This is a genomic window from Halorubellus litoreus (assembly GCF_055378595.1).
Genome location: NZ_AP043836.1, coordinates 1,668,869 through 1,686,283 on the forward strand (window position 1 = coordinate 1,668,869; position 17,415 = coordinate 1,686,283).

The 17,415-nt window shown below is 70.1% G+C and carries 17 protein-coding genes; 11 read left to right on the top strand and 6 right to left on the bottom strand.

Annotation, left to right across the window (positions count from 1 at the left end):
- Nucleotides 1-59: 59 nt before the first annotated feature.
- Nucleotides 60-668 carry a hypothetical protein gene (locus ACZ48X_RS12520; protein ID WP_336349399.1) on the bottom strand — a complete coding sequence of 203 codons (609 nt, stop codon included), beginning with the start codon at nt 666-668 and terminating at the stop codon, nt 60-62.
- 254 nt (nt 669-922) lie between these two features.
- Here ACZ48X_RS12520 and hjc point away from each other — a divergent pair, with 254 nt between their 5' ends.
- The gene (hjc, locus tag ACZ48X_RS12525; protein WP_336349398.1) at nt 923-1,351 is read left to right on the top strand and encodes a Holliday junction resolvase Hjc; all 429 of its coding nucleotides are present in this window, start codon (nt 923-925) and stop codon (nt 1,349-1,351) included.
- A 315-nt stretch (nt 1,352-1,666) separates the two neighbouring features.
- Here hjc and ACZ48X_RS12530 read toward each other — a convergent pair whose 3' ends face one another.
- Nucleotides 1,667-4,144 (bottom strand): DUF5059 domain-containing protein, encoded by a 2,478-nt coding sequence (locus ACZ48X_RS12530; RefSeq protein ID WP_336349397.1) that lies wholly within the window; start codon nt 4,142-4,144, stop codon nt 1,667-1,669.
- A gap of 93 nt (nt 4,145-4,237) precedes the next feature.
- On the bottom strand, nt 4,238-4,978 hold the full coding sequence (locus ACZ48X_RS12535; protein WP_336349396.1) for an SWIM zinc finger family protein: 741 nt from the start codon (nt 4,976-4,978) through the stop codon (nt 4,238-4,240).
- 177 nt (nt 4,979-5,155) lie between these two features.
- Between ACZ48X_RS12535 and ACZ48X_RS12540 the strand changes: the two genes are divergently transcribed.
- The 6 genes from ACZ48X_RS12540 to ACZ48X_RS12565 all read left to right on the top strand — a co-directional run bounded on the left by ACZ48X_RS12540 (nt 5,156) and on the right by ACZ48X_RS12565 (nt 10,775).
- The gene (locus ACZ48X_RS12540) at nt 5,156-5,488 is read left to right on the top strand and encodes a DUF7471 family protein (RefSeq protein ID WP_336349395.1); all 333 of its coding nucleotides are present in this window, start codon (nt 5,156-5,158) and stop codon (nt 5,486-5,488) included.
- 58 nt (nt 5,489-5,546) lie between these two features.
- The gene (locus tag ACZ48X_RS12545; RefSeq protein ID WP_336349394.1) at nt 5,547-6,062 is read left to right on the top strand and encodes a winged helix-turn-helix transcriptional regulator; all 516 of its coding nucleotides are present in this window, start codon (nt 5,547-5,549) and stop codon (nt 6,060-6,062) included.
- Between the two features lie 98 nt (nt 6,063-6,160).
- Nucleotides 6,161-7,717: a TrkH family potassium uptake protein gene (locus ACZ48X_RS12550; protein WP_336349393.1), complete on the top strand. Its 1,557-nt coding sequence runs from the start codon at nt 6,161-6,163 to the stop codon at nt 7,715-7,717.
- A gap of 135 nt (nt 7,718-7,852) precedes the next feature.
- Nucleotides 7,853-9,139: a DUF7405 family protein gene (locus ACZ48X_RS12555; protein ID WP_336349392.1), complete on the top strand. Its 1,287-nt coding sequence runs from the start codon at nt 7,853-7,855 to the stop codon at nt 9,137-9,139.
- A gap of 110 nt (nt 9,140-9,249) precedes the next feature.
- Nucleotides 9,250-10,338 (top strand): DUF7350 domain-containing protein, encoded by a 1,089-nt coding sequence (locus ACZ48X_RS12560; RefSeq protein ID WP_336349391.1) that lies wholly within the window; start codon nt 9,250-9,252, stop codon nt 10,336-10,338.
- 197 nt (nt 10,339-10,535) lie between these two features.
- Nucleotides 10,536-10,775 (top strand): DUF7472 family protein, encoded by a 240-nt coding sequence (locus ACZ48X_RS12565; RefSeq protein ID WP_336349390.1) that lies wholly within the window; start codon nt 10,536-10,538, stop codon nt 10,773-10,775.
- Nucleotides 10,776-10,911: 136 nt separating this feature from the next.
- Here ACZ48X_RS12565 and ACZ48X_RS12570 read toward each other — a convergent pair whose 3' ends face one another.
- The gene (locus ACZ48X_RS12570; RefSeq protein WP_336349389.1) at nt 10,912-11,952 is read right to left on the bottom strand and encodes a DNA primase large subunit PriL; all 1,041 of its coding nucleotides are present in this window, start codon (nt 11,950-11,952) and stop codon (nt 10,912-10,914) included.
- A 172-nt stretch (nt 11,953-12,124) separates the two neighbouring features.
- On the opposite strand from ACZ48X_RS12570, the gene thpR reads away from it, so the two are divergent.
- The gene (gene thpR, locus ACZ48X_RS12575) at nt 12,125-12,679 is read left to right on the top strand and encodes an RNA 2',3'-cyclic phosphodiesterase (RefSeq protein WP_336349388.1); all 555 of its coding nucleotides are present in this window, start codon (nt 12,125-12,127) and stop codon (nt 12,677-12,679) included.
- Here thpR and ACZ48X_RS12580 read toward each other — a convergent pair.
- Nucleotides 12,649-14,004 (bottom strand): hypothetical protein, encoded by a 1,356-nt coding sequence (locus ACZ48X_RS12580; RefSeq protein ID WP_336349387.1) that lies wholly within the window; start codon nt 14,002-14,004, stop codon nt 12,649-12,651. The genes thpR and ACZ48X_RS12580 overlap by 31 nt on opposite strands.
- A 139-nt stretch (nt 14,005-14,143) precedes the next feature.
- Between ACZ48X_RS12580 and ACZ48X_RS12585 the strand changes: the two genes are divergently transcribed.
- The 3 genes from ACZ48X_RS12585 to ACZ48X_RS12595 are packed head-to-tail and all read left to right on the top strand — an operon-like array spanning nt 14,144 to nt 15,245.
- On the top strand, nt 14,144-14,296 hold the full coding sequence (locus ACZ48X_RS12585) for a 50S ribosomal protein L39e (RefSeq protein ID WP_227134019.1): 153 nt from the start codon (nt 14,144-14,146) through the stop codon (nt 14,294-14,296).
- 2 nt (nt 14,297-14,298) lie between these two features.
- The gene (locus ACZ48X_RS12590) at nt 14,299-14,577 is read left to right on the top strand and encodes a 50S ribosomal protein L31e (protein WP_227134018.1); all 279 of its coding nucleotides are present in this window, start codon (nt 14,299-14,301) and stop codon (nt 14,575-14,577) included.
- A 2-nt stretch (nt 14,578-14,579) separates the two neighbouring features.
- Complete coding sequence (locus ACZ48X_RS12595; RefSeq protein ID WP_336349386.1) at nt 14,580-15,245, top strand: translation initiation factor IF-6; 666 nt, start codon at nt 14,580-14,582, stop codon at nt 15,243-15,245.
- A gap of 31 nt (nt 15,246-15,276) precedes the next feature.
- Here ACZ48X_RS12595 and ACZ48X_RS12600 read toward each other — a convergent pair whose 3' ends face one another.
- Nucleotides 15,277-17,358 (bottom strand): DUF7289 family protein, encoded by a 2,082-nt coding sequence (locus tag ACZ48X_RS12600; protein ID WP_336349385.1) that lies wholly within the window; start codon nt 17,356-17,358, stop codon nt 15,277-15,279.
- Nucleotides 17,359-17,415: the final 57 nt, after the last annotated feature.

Sequence of the window (17,415 nt, forward strand, 5' to 3'; positions counted from 1 at the left end):
GCTCCCTCGATTCGACGCCGCTCCTGAGACTGTTTCTCGGTCGAGGCCGTCGGTCCTGCCTACTGTGGGTTCTCCGAGCGACTGTCGAACAGCGAGGTGAATCGAGTCAGCAGTGCAAGCGCGATGGCGACGGCGAGCATCGGATACTCGACACTGACGACCATCCACTTCAGCGCTTCCGAGGTGTTCATGAGACCGATCAGGACGGTCGCGTACTCGTCGGGGTTCGTGTAGATGAGGACGACCCAGAGGTTCTCCAGCGAATCGAGGAGGCGCGAGACGACCGTCAGCCCCATCCCTATCTTCGGTACCTGAATGAGTCTGTCGTGGCCTGCAAGCGTCTGCAGGGAGACCGAATGAAGCGAGAAGAACAGGAGGAACCCGGCGACGATGAAGACGTAATCGAGGACGGAGAGCAGCATCACCGATTCCATGACCGGCTGGAACGCCTGCAGTATCGCGTCCACTTCCGCGCGGGTCGTCGCAGCCTGCAAGTCCGAAGTCGAGTAGCCGGACGTCTCGATCCGGCGAGTCACCGGCACGAACCCCAGCGCGATCACACCCACGAAGAGACAGAACGACACGGTGGCGACGATACCGTGACGCTTCGCGGAGAGGGCGTCCGCATATCGTTCGAAGGGTCGCAAGAGCGCATCCAGCCGTTGCATACTGGAACCAGACCGTCCTCACGTATCCGTCGTTCGCTCGTTGTCCTCGCGGGCCGGTCTCTCCGTCGAAACGAGGTGACTGAGACGACCAGGTCACTGAGAGACGCCGTGTCTCCAGGGCGACTGCTGGAGCCGAGCGAAACCAGTTGTTTGGACGGTGTCGCTTCAGGTGGGCTGGTGGCTGGTGTTCCGCTCGATTCCACTTCCACCGCGCCATCCGGTGGTTTATACCGGTCGGTGAGTGACTCCTTCGTATGAGCGCGAGTCGGAAGGGGAATCGTCGGGAGCGCGAGCTCGTGAACGCGCTGGACGAGGCCGGGTTCGCGGTGATGCGCGCGCCGGCGTCGGGAGCGGCGACGGACCGCGAGCTCCCGGACGTCCTCGCGGGAAACGGCGACGACTTCTACGCCATCGAGGCGAAGTCGTCGTCCGGGCGTCCCATCTATCTCGAAGGTGAGGAAGTGGAGGCGCTCGTGTACTTCGCGCGGAACTTCGGCGCGAAACCCCGTATCGCGGTGCGGTTCGACCGCGAGGACTGGTACTTCTTCCACCCCGGCGACCTCTACACGACGGACAAGGGCAGCTACAGGGTGAAGAAAGAGACGGCGCTCGCGGAGGGCACGGACTTCGACGAACTCGTCGGCGACACCGAGCGGACGAGCATCGGCGACTTCGACGGGTAACGACCGCGGCATCGCTGTCGCTGGTTCGAGTGGCGAGCAGGCGGCCCCGGCCCGCTAGCACCCGCGAGGAACGGCCGCCAGACGGCGGCCGTACGTTCGTGCGGGCAGTTTTCTCGCCGCGTGGACCGCGCTCCCGTCTCGGCGACGGCGAGACGTCTCGTTCGAGGACGTCGACGCTCGCCGCGTTCTCGTACTTGAACCGACGGACGAGCGCCGTGGCTATCGGCGTGTTCGGAACGTGGGATGACAGGGGCCGAGAGGCCCAGAGTGCCCGCGGCGCGGCCGTGACTACCAGGGGCCGTCGTCGCGTCGTCGCTACTCCTCGACGACGATCGTCGCTTCCATCCCGGCGGCGGCGTGCGGGATGCAGTAGTACTCGTGCGTGCCGGTCGTCTCGAACGTGTGGAGGTACGACTGGCCGGACGCGACCGCGCCCGTCCCGTTCTCCCACCCGGTCTCGGCCTTCTCCTGGGACGCGAAGCCGCCCGACGCCCAGTACTCGGCGTCGCTCGGGATGCCGTCGGCCTTCGCGGTGACGCTATGCGGTTCGCCGCCGACGTGCTCGAACGCGACTTTGTCGCCCTTGCTGACGGTCAACTCGACGGGGTCGAACGCGACCGCCTTCATGTCGACGACGTGGTCCGCGTCCTCGGGAACGCCGGAGACGACGTTCGGGCCGCCCTCGAGCTCGGTCCCCTCCTCGCTCTCGCCGCTGCCGGACGCGTCGACGGGTGCGTCCTCGACGGCGCCGACGACCGCGAACTGTGCGCGCGTCGTCGCGGTCGCGTACGCCGACGCCGCGCTGCCGCCGCCGCTCCCGTCGCTCGTCGCCTCGACGAGCGCGTTCAGTTTCGCCTCGAACGTCTCGTACGCGCCCTCGTCGCCGTCCTCCAGGAGCTCGTGGACTTCGGCGTTCTCGAACGCGGCGAACGCGTCGCTCGCGATGGCGTTCGCGGCGCCACCGAAGGACCCGCCGGCGTTCTCGACGACCGCGTACGCGCCCTCGACGGCCGTCGCGTGGTACTCGACGGCGGCCGCGTACACGTCGCTGTCGTCCTCCGCGGCGGTCGTCACGCCACCGAGCGTCGTCTCGAAGGTCTCGTAGAGCTCCTCGTCGGCACTCTCGAGGGCCTCGTGGAACCCGCCGGCGCCGCCCTCGAAGAACTCGAACGCCTCCTGGACGGCGGTCGCGGCGCGCGAGCGCTTCCCGAGCGCCGCGAGGTTCGCGGCGTCGAACGCGCGAGCGGCCATGTACCCCGACGCGGCGGCGCTGACCTGCGCCGTCGAACCGGCGCCGGCCTCGAACGCGAACAGCGCGTCCATCGCGCCGGAAGCGTGCGTCTCGACGCCCGAGTCGTTCGTGTTCGACATCGCTCCCTGGAGGGATTCGAGGTGGCTCTCGAACGTCTCGTAGGTCTCCGCGTCCCAGGACTCGAACGCCTCGTGGAACCCGAGTTCGTCCGCTTCGAACCGCCCGAAGACGGACTCGACGACGCTCGCGGCCGTGTTGTTCTGGCCGGACGCGTAGAGCGCGAGCGCGTCCTCGAGGCGCGTCCGGAGGAACGACGCCTGGAGGACCGCCGCGCCCGTGCCGCCGGCGAGCGCGCCGATGCCCGCGCGGAGGTTCGACTCGACGGACGCGACCGCGTCGTCGACGCCGTCGGAATCACCGTCCTCGATGGCGGCCTTCAGTGACTCCAGGCCACCCTCGAAGCCCTCGTACGCCGCCGCGTCGGCCTCTTCGAGCGCTTCGTGGGCGCGAGCGCCCTCGAAGTCCGCGTAGATGTCGCCCGCGAGCGTCGCGGCGGCGTCGGTCTCGCCGCGTGCGGCGAGCCAGTGCGCGTCGAACGCGGCGTGCCGGTAGGCGTTCAGCGCCGCGGCGTGCGCGAACGCGGTCGACGGGCCGCCCATGCCGGCGAGCGTCGCCGCGTCGAACCCGCGCGCCTGCATCGTCGCGAGCTGGCCGGCGCCCGCGTTCTCCGCGTGCCCCGCCATCGCGTACGATCCCTCGATGGCGGCGGCGAGCGCGTCCGTGGACGCCGTCGCGATCTGCTCGGCGTCGCCCGACCCGGTCGCGTCCTGGGTCGTCTCGATGGCGGCCTCGAACGCCTCGTAGGCCTCGGGCGCGGCGATCTCGACGTCCTCGTAGGCGCCCGAGCCCTCGAACGCGGCCTTCGTGTCGGCGGCGACGGTCGCGGCGGCCGCGTACTTGTCCATGGCGGCGAGGTAGCGCGCGTTCGCGACGCGAGCGCCGAGCCGCTGGAGGTCCATCGCGTGCGTCGTCGTCCCGCCGACGAGTTCCTCCTGAGCCTCGTAGAGGTGATTCACGGCGGTCTCGTGGGCGTCCTTCGCGCCGTCGGGGTCTCCCTCCTCGGCCTTCGTCTTGAACGTGCCGAGCGCGCTCTCGAAGCCCTCGTAGTCCTCCTTCGAGGTCGCTTCGAGCATCTCGTGGGCGCCGTACTCGCCGTTCGCTTGCTCGAAGTTCGCGAAGACCTCGGCGCTGACGCTCGCGGCGGCGTCGAAGTCGCCGGCGGTGACGAGCGCGCGGGCGTCGTCGAGCCGCGAGCGCATCGCGGACCACTCCGCGGCGACGGCGACCTCCGCGGAGACGTCGGCGGCCGCACTGGACTCCTCGTCCTCGTCGCTCTCGGTGCTCTCGCCGTCGGTCGGTTCGCCGGTGCTCTCGGCGTCGGTGCTCGTCGCGTCGTCGGACGTGCTACTGCAGCCTGCGAGCGCCGCCGCGCCGGCTGTCGCGCCGAGCGAGCGGAGGAGCTTGCGTCTATCGAGTCCCATGCTCGGATTTAGGCTGGCCTAAAGCACAAAAGACCGTCGATTCTTTGGCCGACCTAAAACCGTCTCTGTCGTGCGGTTTTCGATGTCACAGGTTCACAATCGACGCTCGTCGTCGAGGCGCTCCAGGCGCGACAGCGGGAACGAGTACACGCGCAACTCGCCCGGCCGCGGCCCCTCCCGCCCCACGTGCACCGACGGGTAGACCGCCGCGACGACCGGGTCGCTCGCCGGATACGCCGCGTTCGTCTCGTATCCCGCGACCGTGACGTCCCGTCCGGGGACGCTCACGGCGTCCGCGCGCTCGGGCGACACCGCGACCACGAGCACGACCTCCTCCGTCTCCCGGTCTAACGCCCGGTCCCCGACCGCGAGCCGATGGGTGTCGCAGAGATGGGGCTCCCGCGCACCCGGCGGCACGAGCGCGAACCCGCCGCAGGACGCGCACGTCGACGCCACGTGACTCGGCGGCGCCACCGCACCCGCCGTTATCTCGATCGCGACCCGTCGCAGGTGCTTGCAGCGCGCGCCCCTGATAGCGTGGTCCGGACACGAACACCGCCCCTCCGTGACGTCGACGAGGTACTCGTGCCCGCTCTCGCTGTGCACCGCGTACCGGCCGCTCCCGAGCGCGAGCACCGTCATCGCCTCCGTGCGCGCCCGAACCGACCGCTCGTCGACGTCCGACTTCGAGCGCTCGCCGTCCGCACCGTCCACGGGGCCGTAGACGTCTTGATCGACGCCCCCGTCGGCGCCGAGAACGCGGTCGCTCGGCACCGCAGCACGGTCGTCGAACCGATCAGTTCCTGACGCGGGTGTGTTTCGAGTGTGCGTCATAGGTATCCAGGCCGCACGGCCCGTCCGGGCCGCGCAACCGTCGACTAGAAACAGGGGTTCCAGCGACTTCAACCCTCGCACGCACGCGAGCACGCGCGCACGACCGCTCTGACGGAATCGGGTCGCTGGCGGGACCGACCGAGTCCTTCAGGAGGCTCCAGCGCGTACGCGCCGGCGATGGCATCCGTGGTCGCGGACGTCGCGCTGCACGCCACGCCAACCGTCGGGCCGGCGTACGCCGCCGTGCTCGTCCTCGCGAGCCTCGGGAGCGCCGCACTCGGCGGCCTCGCGCTCGCCGCGTTCGCACGCCGCCGCACCAGCCCGTACCTCTTCGTCGCGCTCGCCGTCGTCGCCCTCGCCGCACGCAGCGCGCTCGGGTGGCTCGGGATGGTCGGCGGCCTCTCCGCGACCACGCACCACACCGCCGAACACGGCCTCGACGTCGTCATGGTCGCGCTCGTCGTCGCCGCCGTCTGGTACGCCCGCAGCATCCGCCCAACCACCTCATGACCACCACGACCACGCGTCGACGACCACGACCACGCCCCGACCACACTCCAGGACACGCATGACCGACACCAGAACCAGCATCGAACGTGCCGTCGCCACCACGCCCGGCGTGCACTTCAACGAACTCGTCCGCGACACCGCCTACGCCCCCGGACAGATCCAGTACCACGTGCGCGACCTCGTCGACGCCGGCGCGCTCGCCCGCGAGGAACTGTTCGGCCGCACGCACTACTACCCGCCCGAGTACGACGCCTTCCAGCGGCGCGTCCTCGCGCTCGTCCGCCGCGAAACCACGAGAGACGTCTTGCTGGCCTGTCTCGACGACGACTCGAACCGCCCCGGCGACGTCGCCGACCGCGTCGGCATCGCCCGCAGCACGCTCGAACACCACGTCACCAACCTCGAAGCCGCCGGCGTCCTCGAGAAAGAGCGCGACAGTCGCGGCCGCGTCACGCTCGCGCTCGCCCGCCCCCAACGCACCGCCGACCTCCTCGAGACCGTCGAACCCAGCGTCTCCGACAAACTCGTCGACCGCTTCGCGCGCCTCGTCGACGACCTCCTCGCCGCCGACTGACCGGAAACGACCACCGCGGCATCGACCGGTCGCCACTGACCGAATACCAGCGTCGAAACTGGTACGCTCTTCAATCCCCCACGACAATGACGGGACAGATGACCCGTCCGACGAGTGCGTACGTCGACTACCGAGTGAGCGTCGCCTACATCGGGTCCGTCCTCAAGTACCTCGCCGCAGCACCGCTGTTCCCGCTCCTGCTCGCCGTCTTCTACGGCGAGGACCCGCTCCCGTTCGTCGCCGGGAGTGCGGTGATGCTCGCGGTCGGCGTGCTCTTCGAGCGAGCGCACGACACGAACGACGAGGACGCCCTCGGCAACCGCGAGGCGTTCCTCGTCGTGAGCCTCGCCTGGCTCGTCGTCCCGCTCGCCGGCACGGTGCCGTACCTCGTCGCCGGCACCGGCACCGTCGCCGGCCCCGTCAACGCGCTCTTCGAGAGCATGAGCGGGTTCACGACGACCGGTGCGACCGTCCTCGGCGAGATCTCCGTCGCCCGTCACGGCCACGCGATGCTCATGTGGCGACAGCTCACGCAGTGGCTCGGCGGCATGGGTATCCTCGTCCTGATGGTCGCCATCCTCCCCGAGCTCTCCGTCGGCGGCGCGCAGGTCATGGACCAGGAATCCCCCGGGCTCTCGCTCAACAAACTCACGCCGCGCATCCAGAAGACCGCACGCGTCCTCTGGGCGATCTACGTCGGCTTCACGCTCCTCGCCGCCGTCGTCTACTACAGCCTCCACCTGCTCGACGTCGCGCCGAACATGGACCTCTACAACGCCGTCGCGCACGCCCTCACCACGATGCCGACCGGCGGGTTCTCGCCGAAAGCCCGGAGCGTCGAGGCGTTCGCGCCCGCCGTCCAGTGGGCGGTGATGCCGTTCATGCTCGTCGCCGGCACGAACTTCGCGCTGTTCTGGTACGTCCTCCGCGGCGAACCTCGGCGGCTCGTCGAGAACGCCGAGTTCCGGTCGTACCTGCTCGCCGTCGTCGCCTTCGGCGCGCTCGTCTCCGCGCTGCTGTTCGTCGGCGTCGGCCTCGACGCCACCCCCGCGAACGTCGACGTCATCCCCGGGAACGCCGAGAACTCGCTCCGACAGGGACTCTTCCAGGTGATCGGCGTCGTCACCACCACCGGATACGCGAGCATGGACTTCAACACGTGGGACGCGTCGACCCAGACGATCATCCTGTTCGCGTACTTCCTCGGCGGGTCCGCGGGCTCGGCCGCCGGCTCCATCAAGATCGTCCGCTGGGTCCTCGTCGAGAAGGCGGTCGTCCGGTCGCTGTTCACGTCGGTCCACCCCGACGCCGTCAGACCCGTGCGTCTCGGCGACGAACCCGTCGACGAGGACACCATCCTGAGTGTGTTCACGTTCGTCGTGCTGTTCCTCGCGTTGTTCGCGGCGTCGACGGTCCTCCTCTACCTCGACACCCTCCGGACGCCCGAGCTGTCCCTCACCGGCCTGGAAGCGATGAGCGCCGCCATCGCCACGCTCGGGAACGTCGGCCCCGGCTTCGGCCCCATCGGCCCCATGAACAGCTTCGAGCCGTTCTCGAACGCCGGGAAGCTCTACATGGTGTTCCTGATGTGGATCGGCCGCCTCGAAGTCGTCTCCGTGCTCGTCATCCTCACGCCGTCGTTCTGGCGGTCCTAGCGCGGGGACGCACCCGCTCTCGTGGGCGCCACCGCACCGCGACCGCAGCCTCGCGGGCCGGGGGCCTGCTCGACCGCTCGCTCTTTCGACTACCGGACCACGCAGTACAAGAAAGTGTAGTCCCTAGCGCCGCGCATGGATCCACGAGACGGTCGCGGACTCGACCGCCGCGAGTTCGTGAAGTCGGCGGTCGCCATCGGCGGGGCGAGCGCGCTCTCGGCGTGCCTCGACCGCCTCCCCGGCGGCGGTCGCGAGATACCAGCGGGCGGCGACCCGTCCGCGTTGCCCGCGCGCCAGCACGGCTGGAACGAGTTCCTCTCGACGGACGACCACGGGAACGACGTCATGGCGCGCCACCACGTCCTCGCGTACCTCGACTACGCCGGCGACGGCACGCCGACCGACGGCGAGCGCGAGACCGTCGAAACCGCACTGCAGAGCCTCGAACGCGCCTACGAGTACTCGAACGACGGCCTCCTGTTCACGGTCGGGTACTCGCCGTCGTACTTCGACCGGTTCGACGAGGAGTTACCCGAGAGCGTCGACCTCCCGGCGCCCGAACCGTTGTCGTCGTTCGAGGACCCCGAGTTCGACGAGCAGGACGTCGTCGTGCACCTCGCGAGCGACCACGCCGAGGTCGTCCTCGAGGCCGAAGAGGCGCTCCTCGGCAACCGCGACGCGGCGAACGACCGCGAGATGGACGCCGACCTCGGCGGCGTGTTCGAGAAAGCCGACCGCCGCACCGGCTTCGTCGGCAAGGGCCTCCCCGCGGAGAACAGCGACGTCGACGGCATCCCCGACGACGCCGACATCGACGAGGACGCCCCGCTGTACATGGGGTTCAAGTCCGGCTTCACGAAGAATCAGGCGACGGAGGACGCCGTCACCATCCAGTCCGGCCCCTTCGAGGGCGCGACCACCCAGCACGTCTCGAAGATACGCCTCCGGCTCGACGACTGGTACGGCGAGCAGGACCAGGACGATCGCGTCGCCGAGATGTTCTGTCCCGCGCACGCCGAGAACGACGTCGTCGAAGGCACCGGCGAGAACCTCGGCGACGGCTCCGCGGTCAGCGAGTGCCCCGCGCACCTCGACGAGACCGCCCAGGAGTACGGGCGCGTCGGCCACAACCAGAAGACCGCGATGGCGCGCGACGAGAACGACAACCCGCGCATCCTCCGCCGGGACTTCGACTCCACCGACGGCGGCGAAGCCGGCCTGCACTTCCTCGCCGTCCAACGCACGATCACGGACTTCGTGGAGACCCGGGAGGCGATGAACGGCACGGACGCCACCGAGAACCCAGCCATCCGCCAGCGCGTCAACAACGGCATCCTCGAGTACACGTTCGTCCGCCGCCGCGGCAACTTCCTGCTCCCACCGCGAGAGCACCGCGCACTCCCCACGCCCCGACCGGCGTGACGAGCGCAGCCCCCGTCCCGGCGTGACGCGTTCGACGTTCGACCCGCGAACCACGCGGTTTCGAGTCCTAAACCAGAACCCGCTTTTACGTGACTCCCCGACCCTCGTACATGGATAGACGCACGTTCCTCCGGACGGCCAGCGCCGGTGCGACGGCGAGCGCGCTCGGCGCGACGGCGGGCTGTATGGGCCTGCTCGAGACGCGCTCGGCGCGCTCCCCGCCCGTGCTCGAGGACCGCCCGAACGCGGTGTACTTCCCGACGCACATCGAAGGCATGGAGATGGGTGAGATGGCGAAATCCGGCGATTACGCCGCGATGACGATGTACTCGTACCCGCATCGCTTCTGGAACGTCAACGGGACGAGCGTCGAGAAGACCCCCATCCAGGAGGGCGACGACGCGCACGTCATGGTGAGCGTGTTCGACCCGGAGACCAAGCAGGTGCTGCCCGACGCCGGCGTCAGTATCGACATCGAGAGCGACGGCGAGACCGTCAGCCAGGAGACCATCTACCCGATGCTCTCCCAACCGATGGGGTTCCACTACGGCGCGAACTTCGACCTCGGCGACGTCGACGCGGCGACGCTCACCGTGAACGTCTCCGTCGGCGGGCTCGAGGGGAGTGGCGTGACGATGACCGGCGACTACGCCGGCCGGTTCAGCGAGGGCGCGACCATCCCCGTGGAACTACCGTACAGCGAGGCGACGAAGGAGAACATCACGTACGAGCAGACGCCCGACAGAGCCGGCGAGCTGGCGGCGCGCGGCCCCATGGAGAGGGACATGGAGATGCCGATGGGCGTCGCGCCCGCACCCGGCGACCTCCCCGGGCGCGTCCTCGGCGACCCCGCGAACGGCGAACCGAAGAGCGGCGACGCGGTGTTCGCGACGACCGTCGTCGACGCCGACCGCTTCGACGGCCGGTACCTCGCCGTCAGCCCGCGCACGCCGTACAACGGCTACGTCGTCCCCCGCATGGGTATCCAGGCGACCGTCGACCGCGACGGCGACACCGTCTTCGACGACGCGCTCGACCGCGTCCTCGACCCCGAACTCGGCTACCACTACGGCGCGAACGTCGACGTCCAACCCGACGACGACGTCACGCTCTCCGTGACCACGCCCGCGCAGGTCGCACGCCACGAGGGCTACGAGACCGCGTTCCTCGAGTTCGACGACGTCGAACTCACCGCCTGAACGAACGACCGGCGTCCTCGTCGAACTCACCGCCTGAACGAACGGCCGACGTCCTCGTCGAACTCACCGCGTGAGTCCGGCGGCCACCTCGCGCTCACTGCCTGAACGTCCGGTAGGTATCCACGTCACGCTCACCCCTGGAACGCGCGGACGGCGAGTTAGACACCCTTTTGTCCCCGCCCCGGTTCAACTCGCCTATGGACCGTCAAGACTGGACCGAGGTCGTCGTCTCCATCGCCTCGGTTCTCGTCATGCTCGCCATCTTCGTCGCCATCGGCCTGACCTACGGCGACGCCCAGGGCGTCCTCACCGTCGACGGCGGGTTCGCGCTCGCCGGCGCCATCATGTTCTTCGTGGTGTTCATGGTCGGTATCGGGTACGCGCTCGCGTACTTCACGAAGGACGGCGAGGAGGACGACAACGGCAACCCGGCCTGACCGCGGCGCACGCGGCCAGCCGGCGACTCGACCGACGAATCACATCGACGAACGAGCGCGCTGCGAGCGGTAACGCACTGGATTCTCCGCGACGGAAGTCCCAACGCACCCGAGTCGACGCGAGCGCTGCGAGCGGTCAGTCGCCGGCGGACTCGACGCGCGCCTCGTAGTACGAGAGCGGATGCTGGACGTCCGCGCAGAGGTCGTCCTTGTTCACGCAGTCGCCGTACGCGTCCATCGTCTCACAGGACGGGAGCGGGTACTCGACGCCGCGTTCGCCAGCGACGCGCTCGAGGCCGTACCGGACGCGCTGGGCGAGCACGGGGTCCTCGCCCTCGGCGACGTCGAGGAGTTCGAGGACGTCCTCGGCGTCCATCCCGATGGCGGCGCAGAACGAGCACAGCGAGAACCACGAGTGCGCCGGGAGTTCCTCGTCGTCGCGAGCGCGCTCCAGGAGCGCGTGCATGCACGGCGGGAACAGTTCGGGGACGACGCGGTCGATGTCGACCGCGACGTCGATGTCCGCGAGCACCTCCTCGACGCGGCCAACCGCGTCGGTGAGCGCGTCCGCGATGGCGTCGGGGACCGACAGCGGGAGGCCGTCGGCGACGCGGTCCTCGATCGCTTGCCGGAGCAAGACGAGTAACTCGTCGCGCTCGACGGGCACCTCGCCGTCGGCGAGCTCGCGGCGGTTCAGCCGCCACGCGTCGCCGTCGAGGTTCGACGACAACCGGAGGTACGCCGTCACGCCGACGCGGTACGCGTCCTCACCAGGGACCGGCTCGACGGCGTCGTCGAGCCCGAACTCCGACAGCAACCCCGACAGCGACACCTCGCCGCCCGACCCGTAGGAGAGGTCCGCGTGCTCCGTCACGTCCGCGCGGATGCGTTCGACCGCGGTCGCCGCCTCCGCCTGCGCGTACGTCCGCGTCACCGCTGGCTCGTCGACGAGCGACACGAGCACGCGCGCGACCGGATACGAGAGCAGTTCCGTGCGCGTGCGCCGTCGCGGCGCGCCCACGTCGCCCTCCGTGAGCGCGGCCGTGACGCGCTCGACCGCGCGGTCGACCGCCGGCGCGTCCCCGCGAGCGACGAGCTCGCCGAGGTCCACGGCCGCGTCGTCGACCGCCTCCCGCGCGCTCTCGAAGAACGGGTATCGCGCGTGCAACGACTCCATGCCAAGGGCTTACCGACCGCCGTCGAATAAGCGCGACGGTCCGCGCTCCCCAGCGCCGCGTACTCCCCGGCGTACCCCGTCCGTCGCACGGGGATTGCACCGGCGTACGGGCGCCCCGACGGTGATTGAACGGGCGTGGGGGTTTACGGTCGCGCGCGCTCGACTCGGGGGTATGCGACTGTTCGTGAGCGTCGACCTCCCCGACGCGCTCGCTCCCGCCGTCGCCGACGTCCAATCGCTGTTCGCGGACGCCGCCGGCGTCGACCCCACGGACCCCGAAGGAACCCACGTCACGCTGAAGTTCCTCGGTGAGACACCCGAGCACCGCCTGGACGCGGTCGCGGACGCCGTCGAGCACGCCGTCGACGACGCCGACGTCGACCCCTTCGAGGTCGAGTACGGCGACCTCGGCGTGTTCCCGAGCCTCGACTACATCAGCGTCATCTGGGTCGGCGTGCGCCGCGGCGACCTCGAGCTCGCACACCTCCACGACGCCGTCGAACGCGAGACCACCGCGCTCGGCTACGACCCCGAGGACCACGACTTCACGCCCCACGCCACCATCGCTCGCGTCCGCCACGGCGGCGGCAAGGACCAGGTACAGGCGGTCGTCATCGAGGAGGAACCGACCGTCGGCACTACGCTCGTCGACGAGGTCCACCTCACCGAGAGCACGCTCACCGACGACGGCCCGCGCTACGAAACCCTTCGCGCGTTCGAACTCTGAGGGAGCGCGGTGCCCGCGGCGCGCTCGACTGCGGGCGTCGCGGCCACGGCGCGCTCCGAGGCGACCGCCGCCGCCGCGGCGGTCGTCGTCTCGTTCTCCGGCAGGCCGACCGCGGCCGTGACGTTCCCGTCCACGACCGTCACGACGACGCCGGACGCCGACCCGAAGTCGGGCGCGTCGCCCGCGACCGTCGGCCGGTCGCCGACCGCGACCTCGACGTCCGCGTCGAACGTCGAGTTCCCGTCGAGCGAGACGTACGCGGTCTCGCCTGGCGCGATCGGCTCGGACAGCGTGACGTTCCCGAAGTCGAACCCGGTCTTCCCGATCGAGAGCGTCGCGCCCGTGGAGACCGCGACGTCGCCCGCGTTCTCGACCGCGAGCAGCAGGGGCTCGCCGCGGTCCGTCCGCTCGACGACCGACGTCGACAGCGCGGGCGCGTCCCCGAGCCAGTCCGGCGGCTCGACCGCCGGCGCCGTCCGGGTCGCGTTCATCGTCACCGATAGCGCCGTCCCGCCGTCGGCCGGGTCGAGCGAGAGGTCCATGGACGCGACGAACCCCTCGCGGGACACGAGGACCGTCCCGTTCGCGTCGGCGTACTCGTCGCTCGGGAGCGACGGCTCGAAGACGCCACCGCCCGTCTCGCTCTCGGCGACGCCCGTCGCTCGCAACCGGACGTACGTGCGACCGTCGCGCTCGACGGTCCCGGCGGGCTCGACCGCGACCCGCCGGAGGACGTACGCCGGGTACGACTCCGCGACCGCGACGACCAGCGCCGGCCCGACCGAGGACAGCCCCGCTCGCTCGTAGTACGCTCGCTCGGGCGACGTCGTGTTCCACGTCGCCGACCGGTTCCCGCCGTCCGCGAACCACGCGTACTCGGTCGCGGTCCCGTTCTCGAACGCCGCCAGCGCCCGCGACGCGTTCGCGCTCGCCCGGAGCCGTATCGTCGTCCGGTTCCCCGCGTCGCCCGCGAGTGCGAGGACGTGCTCGTAGCCGTCGCCGTCGTACGCCACCTCGGTGTGCGCGCTCCAGAGCGTGCCCGCGTCGACGATTCCGGACGCGTTCACGCCCGGCGGCAGGTCGCCGTCGACCGCCTCCGATGTCGTCGTGGTGCCCGCGGCGGTCGACCGCGCGGTCGTCGTCGTGGTCGTCGCGGCGGTGCTCGTCGTCGCACCCGAGTCGTCGCTGGCGGTCGTCGCCGCCTCGGCCGTCCCGTCACCGGCCGTCGTCGCGTCCGGCGTCGAGTTCGTCCCGGGCACGGCCGTCCCGCAGCCGGCGAGCGCGACGAGAAGCGCGACGAGCACCGGAGCGGCTGTCGAACGCATACGCGCCACGACAGACGCCCGCCGAATGAAAGTTCCGGCGAGCCGACACGCGCCGGAGGCGATCCCAACCACCCGACCGCGTCCATCACCGAACCGAAAGGACAACCCTATAAGGTCCCACGCGATAGTCTCGGCCACTATGAGCAAGAAGTCGAAGGCGAAGAAGAAGCGCCTCGCCAAGCTCGACCGACAGAACAGTCGGGTGCCGGCGTGGGTCATGCTCAAGACCGACATGGACGTCCAGCGGAACTACAAGCGCCGGAACTGGCGGCGTAACGACACGGACGAGTAACGATGAGCGCAGAAGAATTCGAAGAGCGCGTCGTTACCGTCCCGCTCCGAGACGCCAAAGCCGAAGCGAAGCACAAGCGCGCGGACAAGGCGATGACGCTCATCCGCGAGCACCTCGCACAGCACTTCAAGGTCGACGAAGACCAGGTCCGTCTCGACCCCTCGATCAACGAGGCGATCTGGAGTCGCGGCCGGAAGAAGCCCCCGAGTAAGGTTCGCGTGCGCGCAGCGCCGTTCGACGTCGACGGCGACCGCGTCGTCGAAGCCGAGTACGCAGAATAACGGTGCTACGCACCGCGTTCGTCGGATCGCCGTACGTCGGCGTGTTCGCTCGCGCGACCGACACCGTACTCGTCGTTCGACCGGACGTCGACGACGAACTCGTCGACGCGCTCGCCGACGAGCTCGAGGTCCCAGCGATTGCCACGAACATCGGTGGGTCCGCGACCGTCGGGTCGCTCGTCGCCGGGAACTCGAAGGGACTCGTGGTCACGGGCCGCATCCGCGACCGCGAGCGCGACCGCCTCGAGGACGCCGTGGACGTCGACGTCGGCGTGCTCCCGGGTCGTCGGAACGCCGCGGGGAACGTCGTGCTCGCGAACGACACTGGCGCGTACGTCCACCCCGAGCTGAGCGACGACGCCGTCGGAATCGTCGAGGAGACGCTCGACGTGCCGGTCGAGCGCGGTGAGCTCGGTGGCGTTCGGACCGTCGGAACGGCGGCGGTGGCGACGAACGACGGCGTGCTCTGTCACCCGAAGGCCACGGAGGCGGAGCTCGCGGCGCTCGACGAGCACCTCGGCGTGCACGCGGACGTCGGGACCGTGAACTTCGGTGCGCCGCTCGTCGGCTCCGGGTTGCTCGCGAACGACCACGGGTACGTGGTCGGTGAGGACACGAGCGGCCCGGAGTTGACGCGTATCGAGCAGACGCTCGGCTTCCTCGACTGACCCCGGTTCGGGGTCGCGAGGCGTTTCTTCTTCACGCGAGGTCGACGACGGCGAGCGGTGCACGGGGCGTCGGTCGTGCGTCGACGACGGTCTCGATTCGCCGGTCGACGACGGAGTCGAAGGACCGGTCGCCGACGGACCCGAGTTGACTGGCGGCGAGCGCGTCGCTGGCGGGGACGATGCGGGCGGTGTCGTCGGTGACGTTGACGTCGTCGTACGTGACGGTGATGACGTACCCGTTCTCGATGGGCGGGTCGACGTAGCTGAGGCCGCCGCCGGTCGCGTCGGGTGCGCCGTCGCCGTCGTCGTCCGCGGCGACCTGATTCCGGAGGGACTCGTCGAAGTGGAACTCCGCTTGCTGCTCGAACGTGACGGTCCCGGCGACGAGCGCGCCCCAGACGTCGACGCGCTTCCCGAGACTGACGGTGCCGTCGTCGGCGACGTCACCGGGCCCGTAGAGCACGCCCGTGAACGTCGTCGGGTTCGACGACGGGGCGTCCGCGAACGTCGCACTGCACCCGGCCTTGCACGCGACGACGAACGCGTTCGACCGGTACGTTCGCGTGCCGGCGTCGAGGACGCGCACGGTCGCGCCCTCGTCGACGAACAGCTGGTCGCCCGCGGTCGTCGACTCGCCGACGAACGCGTGCACGCGACCGTCGCCCTTCACGGTCACCGTGGCGTCAGCGCCGATGTCGACGTCCTCCGCGATGGCGAGTACGACGTCACCGTCGGTCGTGTCGAACACGAGTTCGTTCCCGGCGGGGACGGTCAGGTCGTCGACGTAGTACACGCCGGACTCGACGGTCGCGCTCCCCGCCGCGTACTGAACGCCCGAGGCGTCGACGGCGGACTCGTCGTCGTTCGTGTTGTACGTGCTCGCGGTCGCGACCGTCCGGTCGATGGTCGCGTCCATCGGCGGAACCGCCGGGAGCTGCGTGCCGTTCCCCCACGTCCCGCCGATGCGTTCGGCGCGCTCGCTCGCGCTCGACGGGTGCAAGGCGGTGACGGGCCCGCTCGCCGTGGAGTTGTTCACGTAGACGTCCCCGGTGACGCACTGGTCGGTGCCGGAGCCACAGGACTGCGAGAGCTCGACCTCGCCTTCCGCGTACACGTTCCCCGCGATGGTCGCGCCGTTGGCCTGCACGGCGACGCTCCCGCGCGTGAACACGGCGCCGTCGCTCTCGTACGTCGGCGCGGCGCCACCCCACGGGCCGGCCGCGCTGTCGTAGCTGTCGACGGTCGCGTGCTGGGTCTGGAGGAGGAGTTCGCCGGAGGACGCCGTCGAGAAGATCGCGCCGTACACCTGGATGCCCTCGAACGTGAACTGGCTCGGGCGGACGCCCGCACCCAGCGGTGCGGTGACCGACGCGGTCTTGGTCCCGTGGTCGACGCTGTGGTCGGCGACCGCGCCGAACTCGCGCTCGAAGAACCGATGCCACGCGCGATAGTGGTCGCTGCCCGCGACCGTGATGGTGACCTCGCGCACGTACTCGAGGTCGACGGCGCCGTCGTCGGTGAGGCAGAGGTCGTCCTGGATGGTGTCGTCGGCGCGGTCGGCGCTCGCGAGGAACTCGCGGCCGTCGACGTCGCCGGTGACGTTCGGCACCGGGAACGACACCGTCCGGATCGGGTGACCGTTCACGTGCTCGGTGCGGTAGTCGAGCGCGGGCGACTGCACGATGGTCGTCCCGCTCGCCGACCGCCTGAAGATGGCGCCCGCCTGGTACGCGACCGTGACGTCCGAGCCGGTGTCGGCGACGACCGTCCCGAGCTCGGTCTCGGCCGTACACGCCGCGCGGCCGTTCACCTGGACGCGGAGGCGGCCGTCGCTCTCGACGCGGATGTCCCGCGCCGAGTCGCCGAGGTCGACGAACTCGGTCGCATCGCCCCCGGCGTGCGCGACCGACGCGAACGTCGCGCCGGCAGCCTGGAGCGACGTCTCCGCGCTGTCGGCCGCGGAGGCGTCCTGCACGGATGCTTTCGCGTCCATCCCGGTGGCGTACACGAGGCCTGCACCGGCGACGACGAGCCCGAGCATGAGGACGACGCCCACGAGGGGTGCCGCCGCACGACCTCGCTCGCGCCGCGGGCTGCATCCGAGCGGCTGCATGATAGTTACCAACTCGACAGGATTGGAGTTAGTTAGAGACCAGCTAGGGCTGGCTCC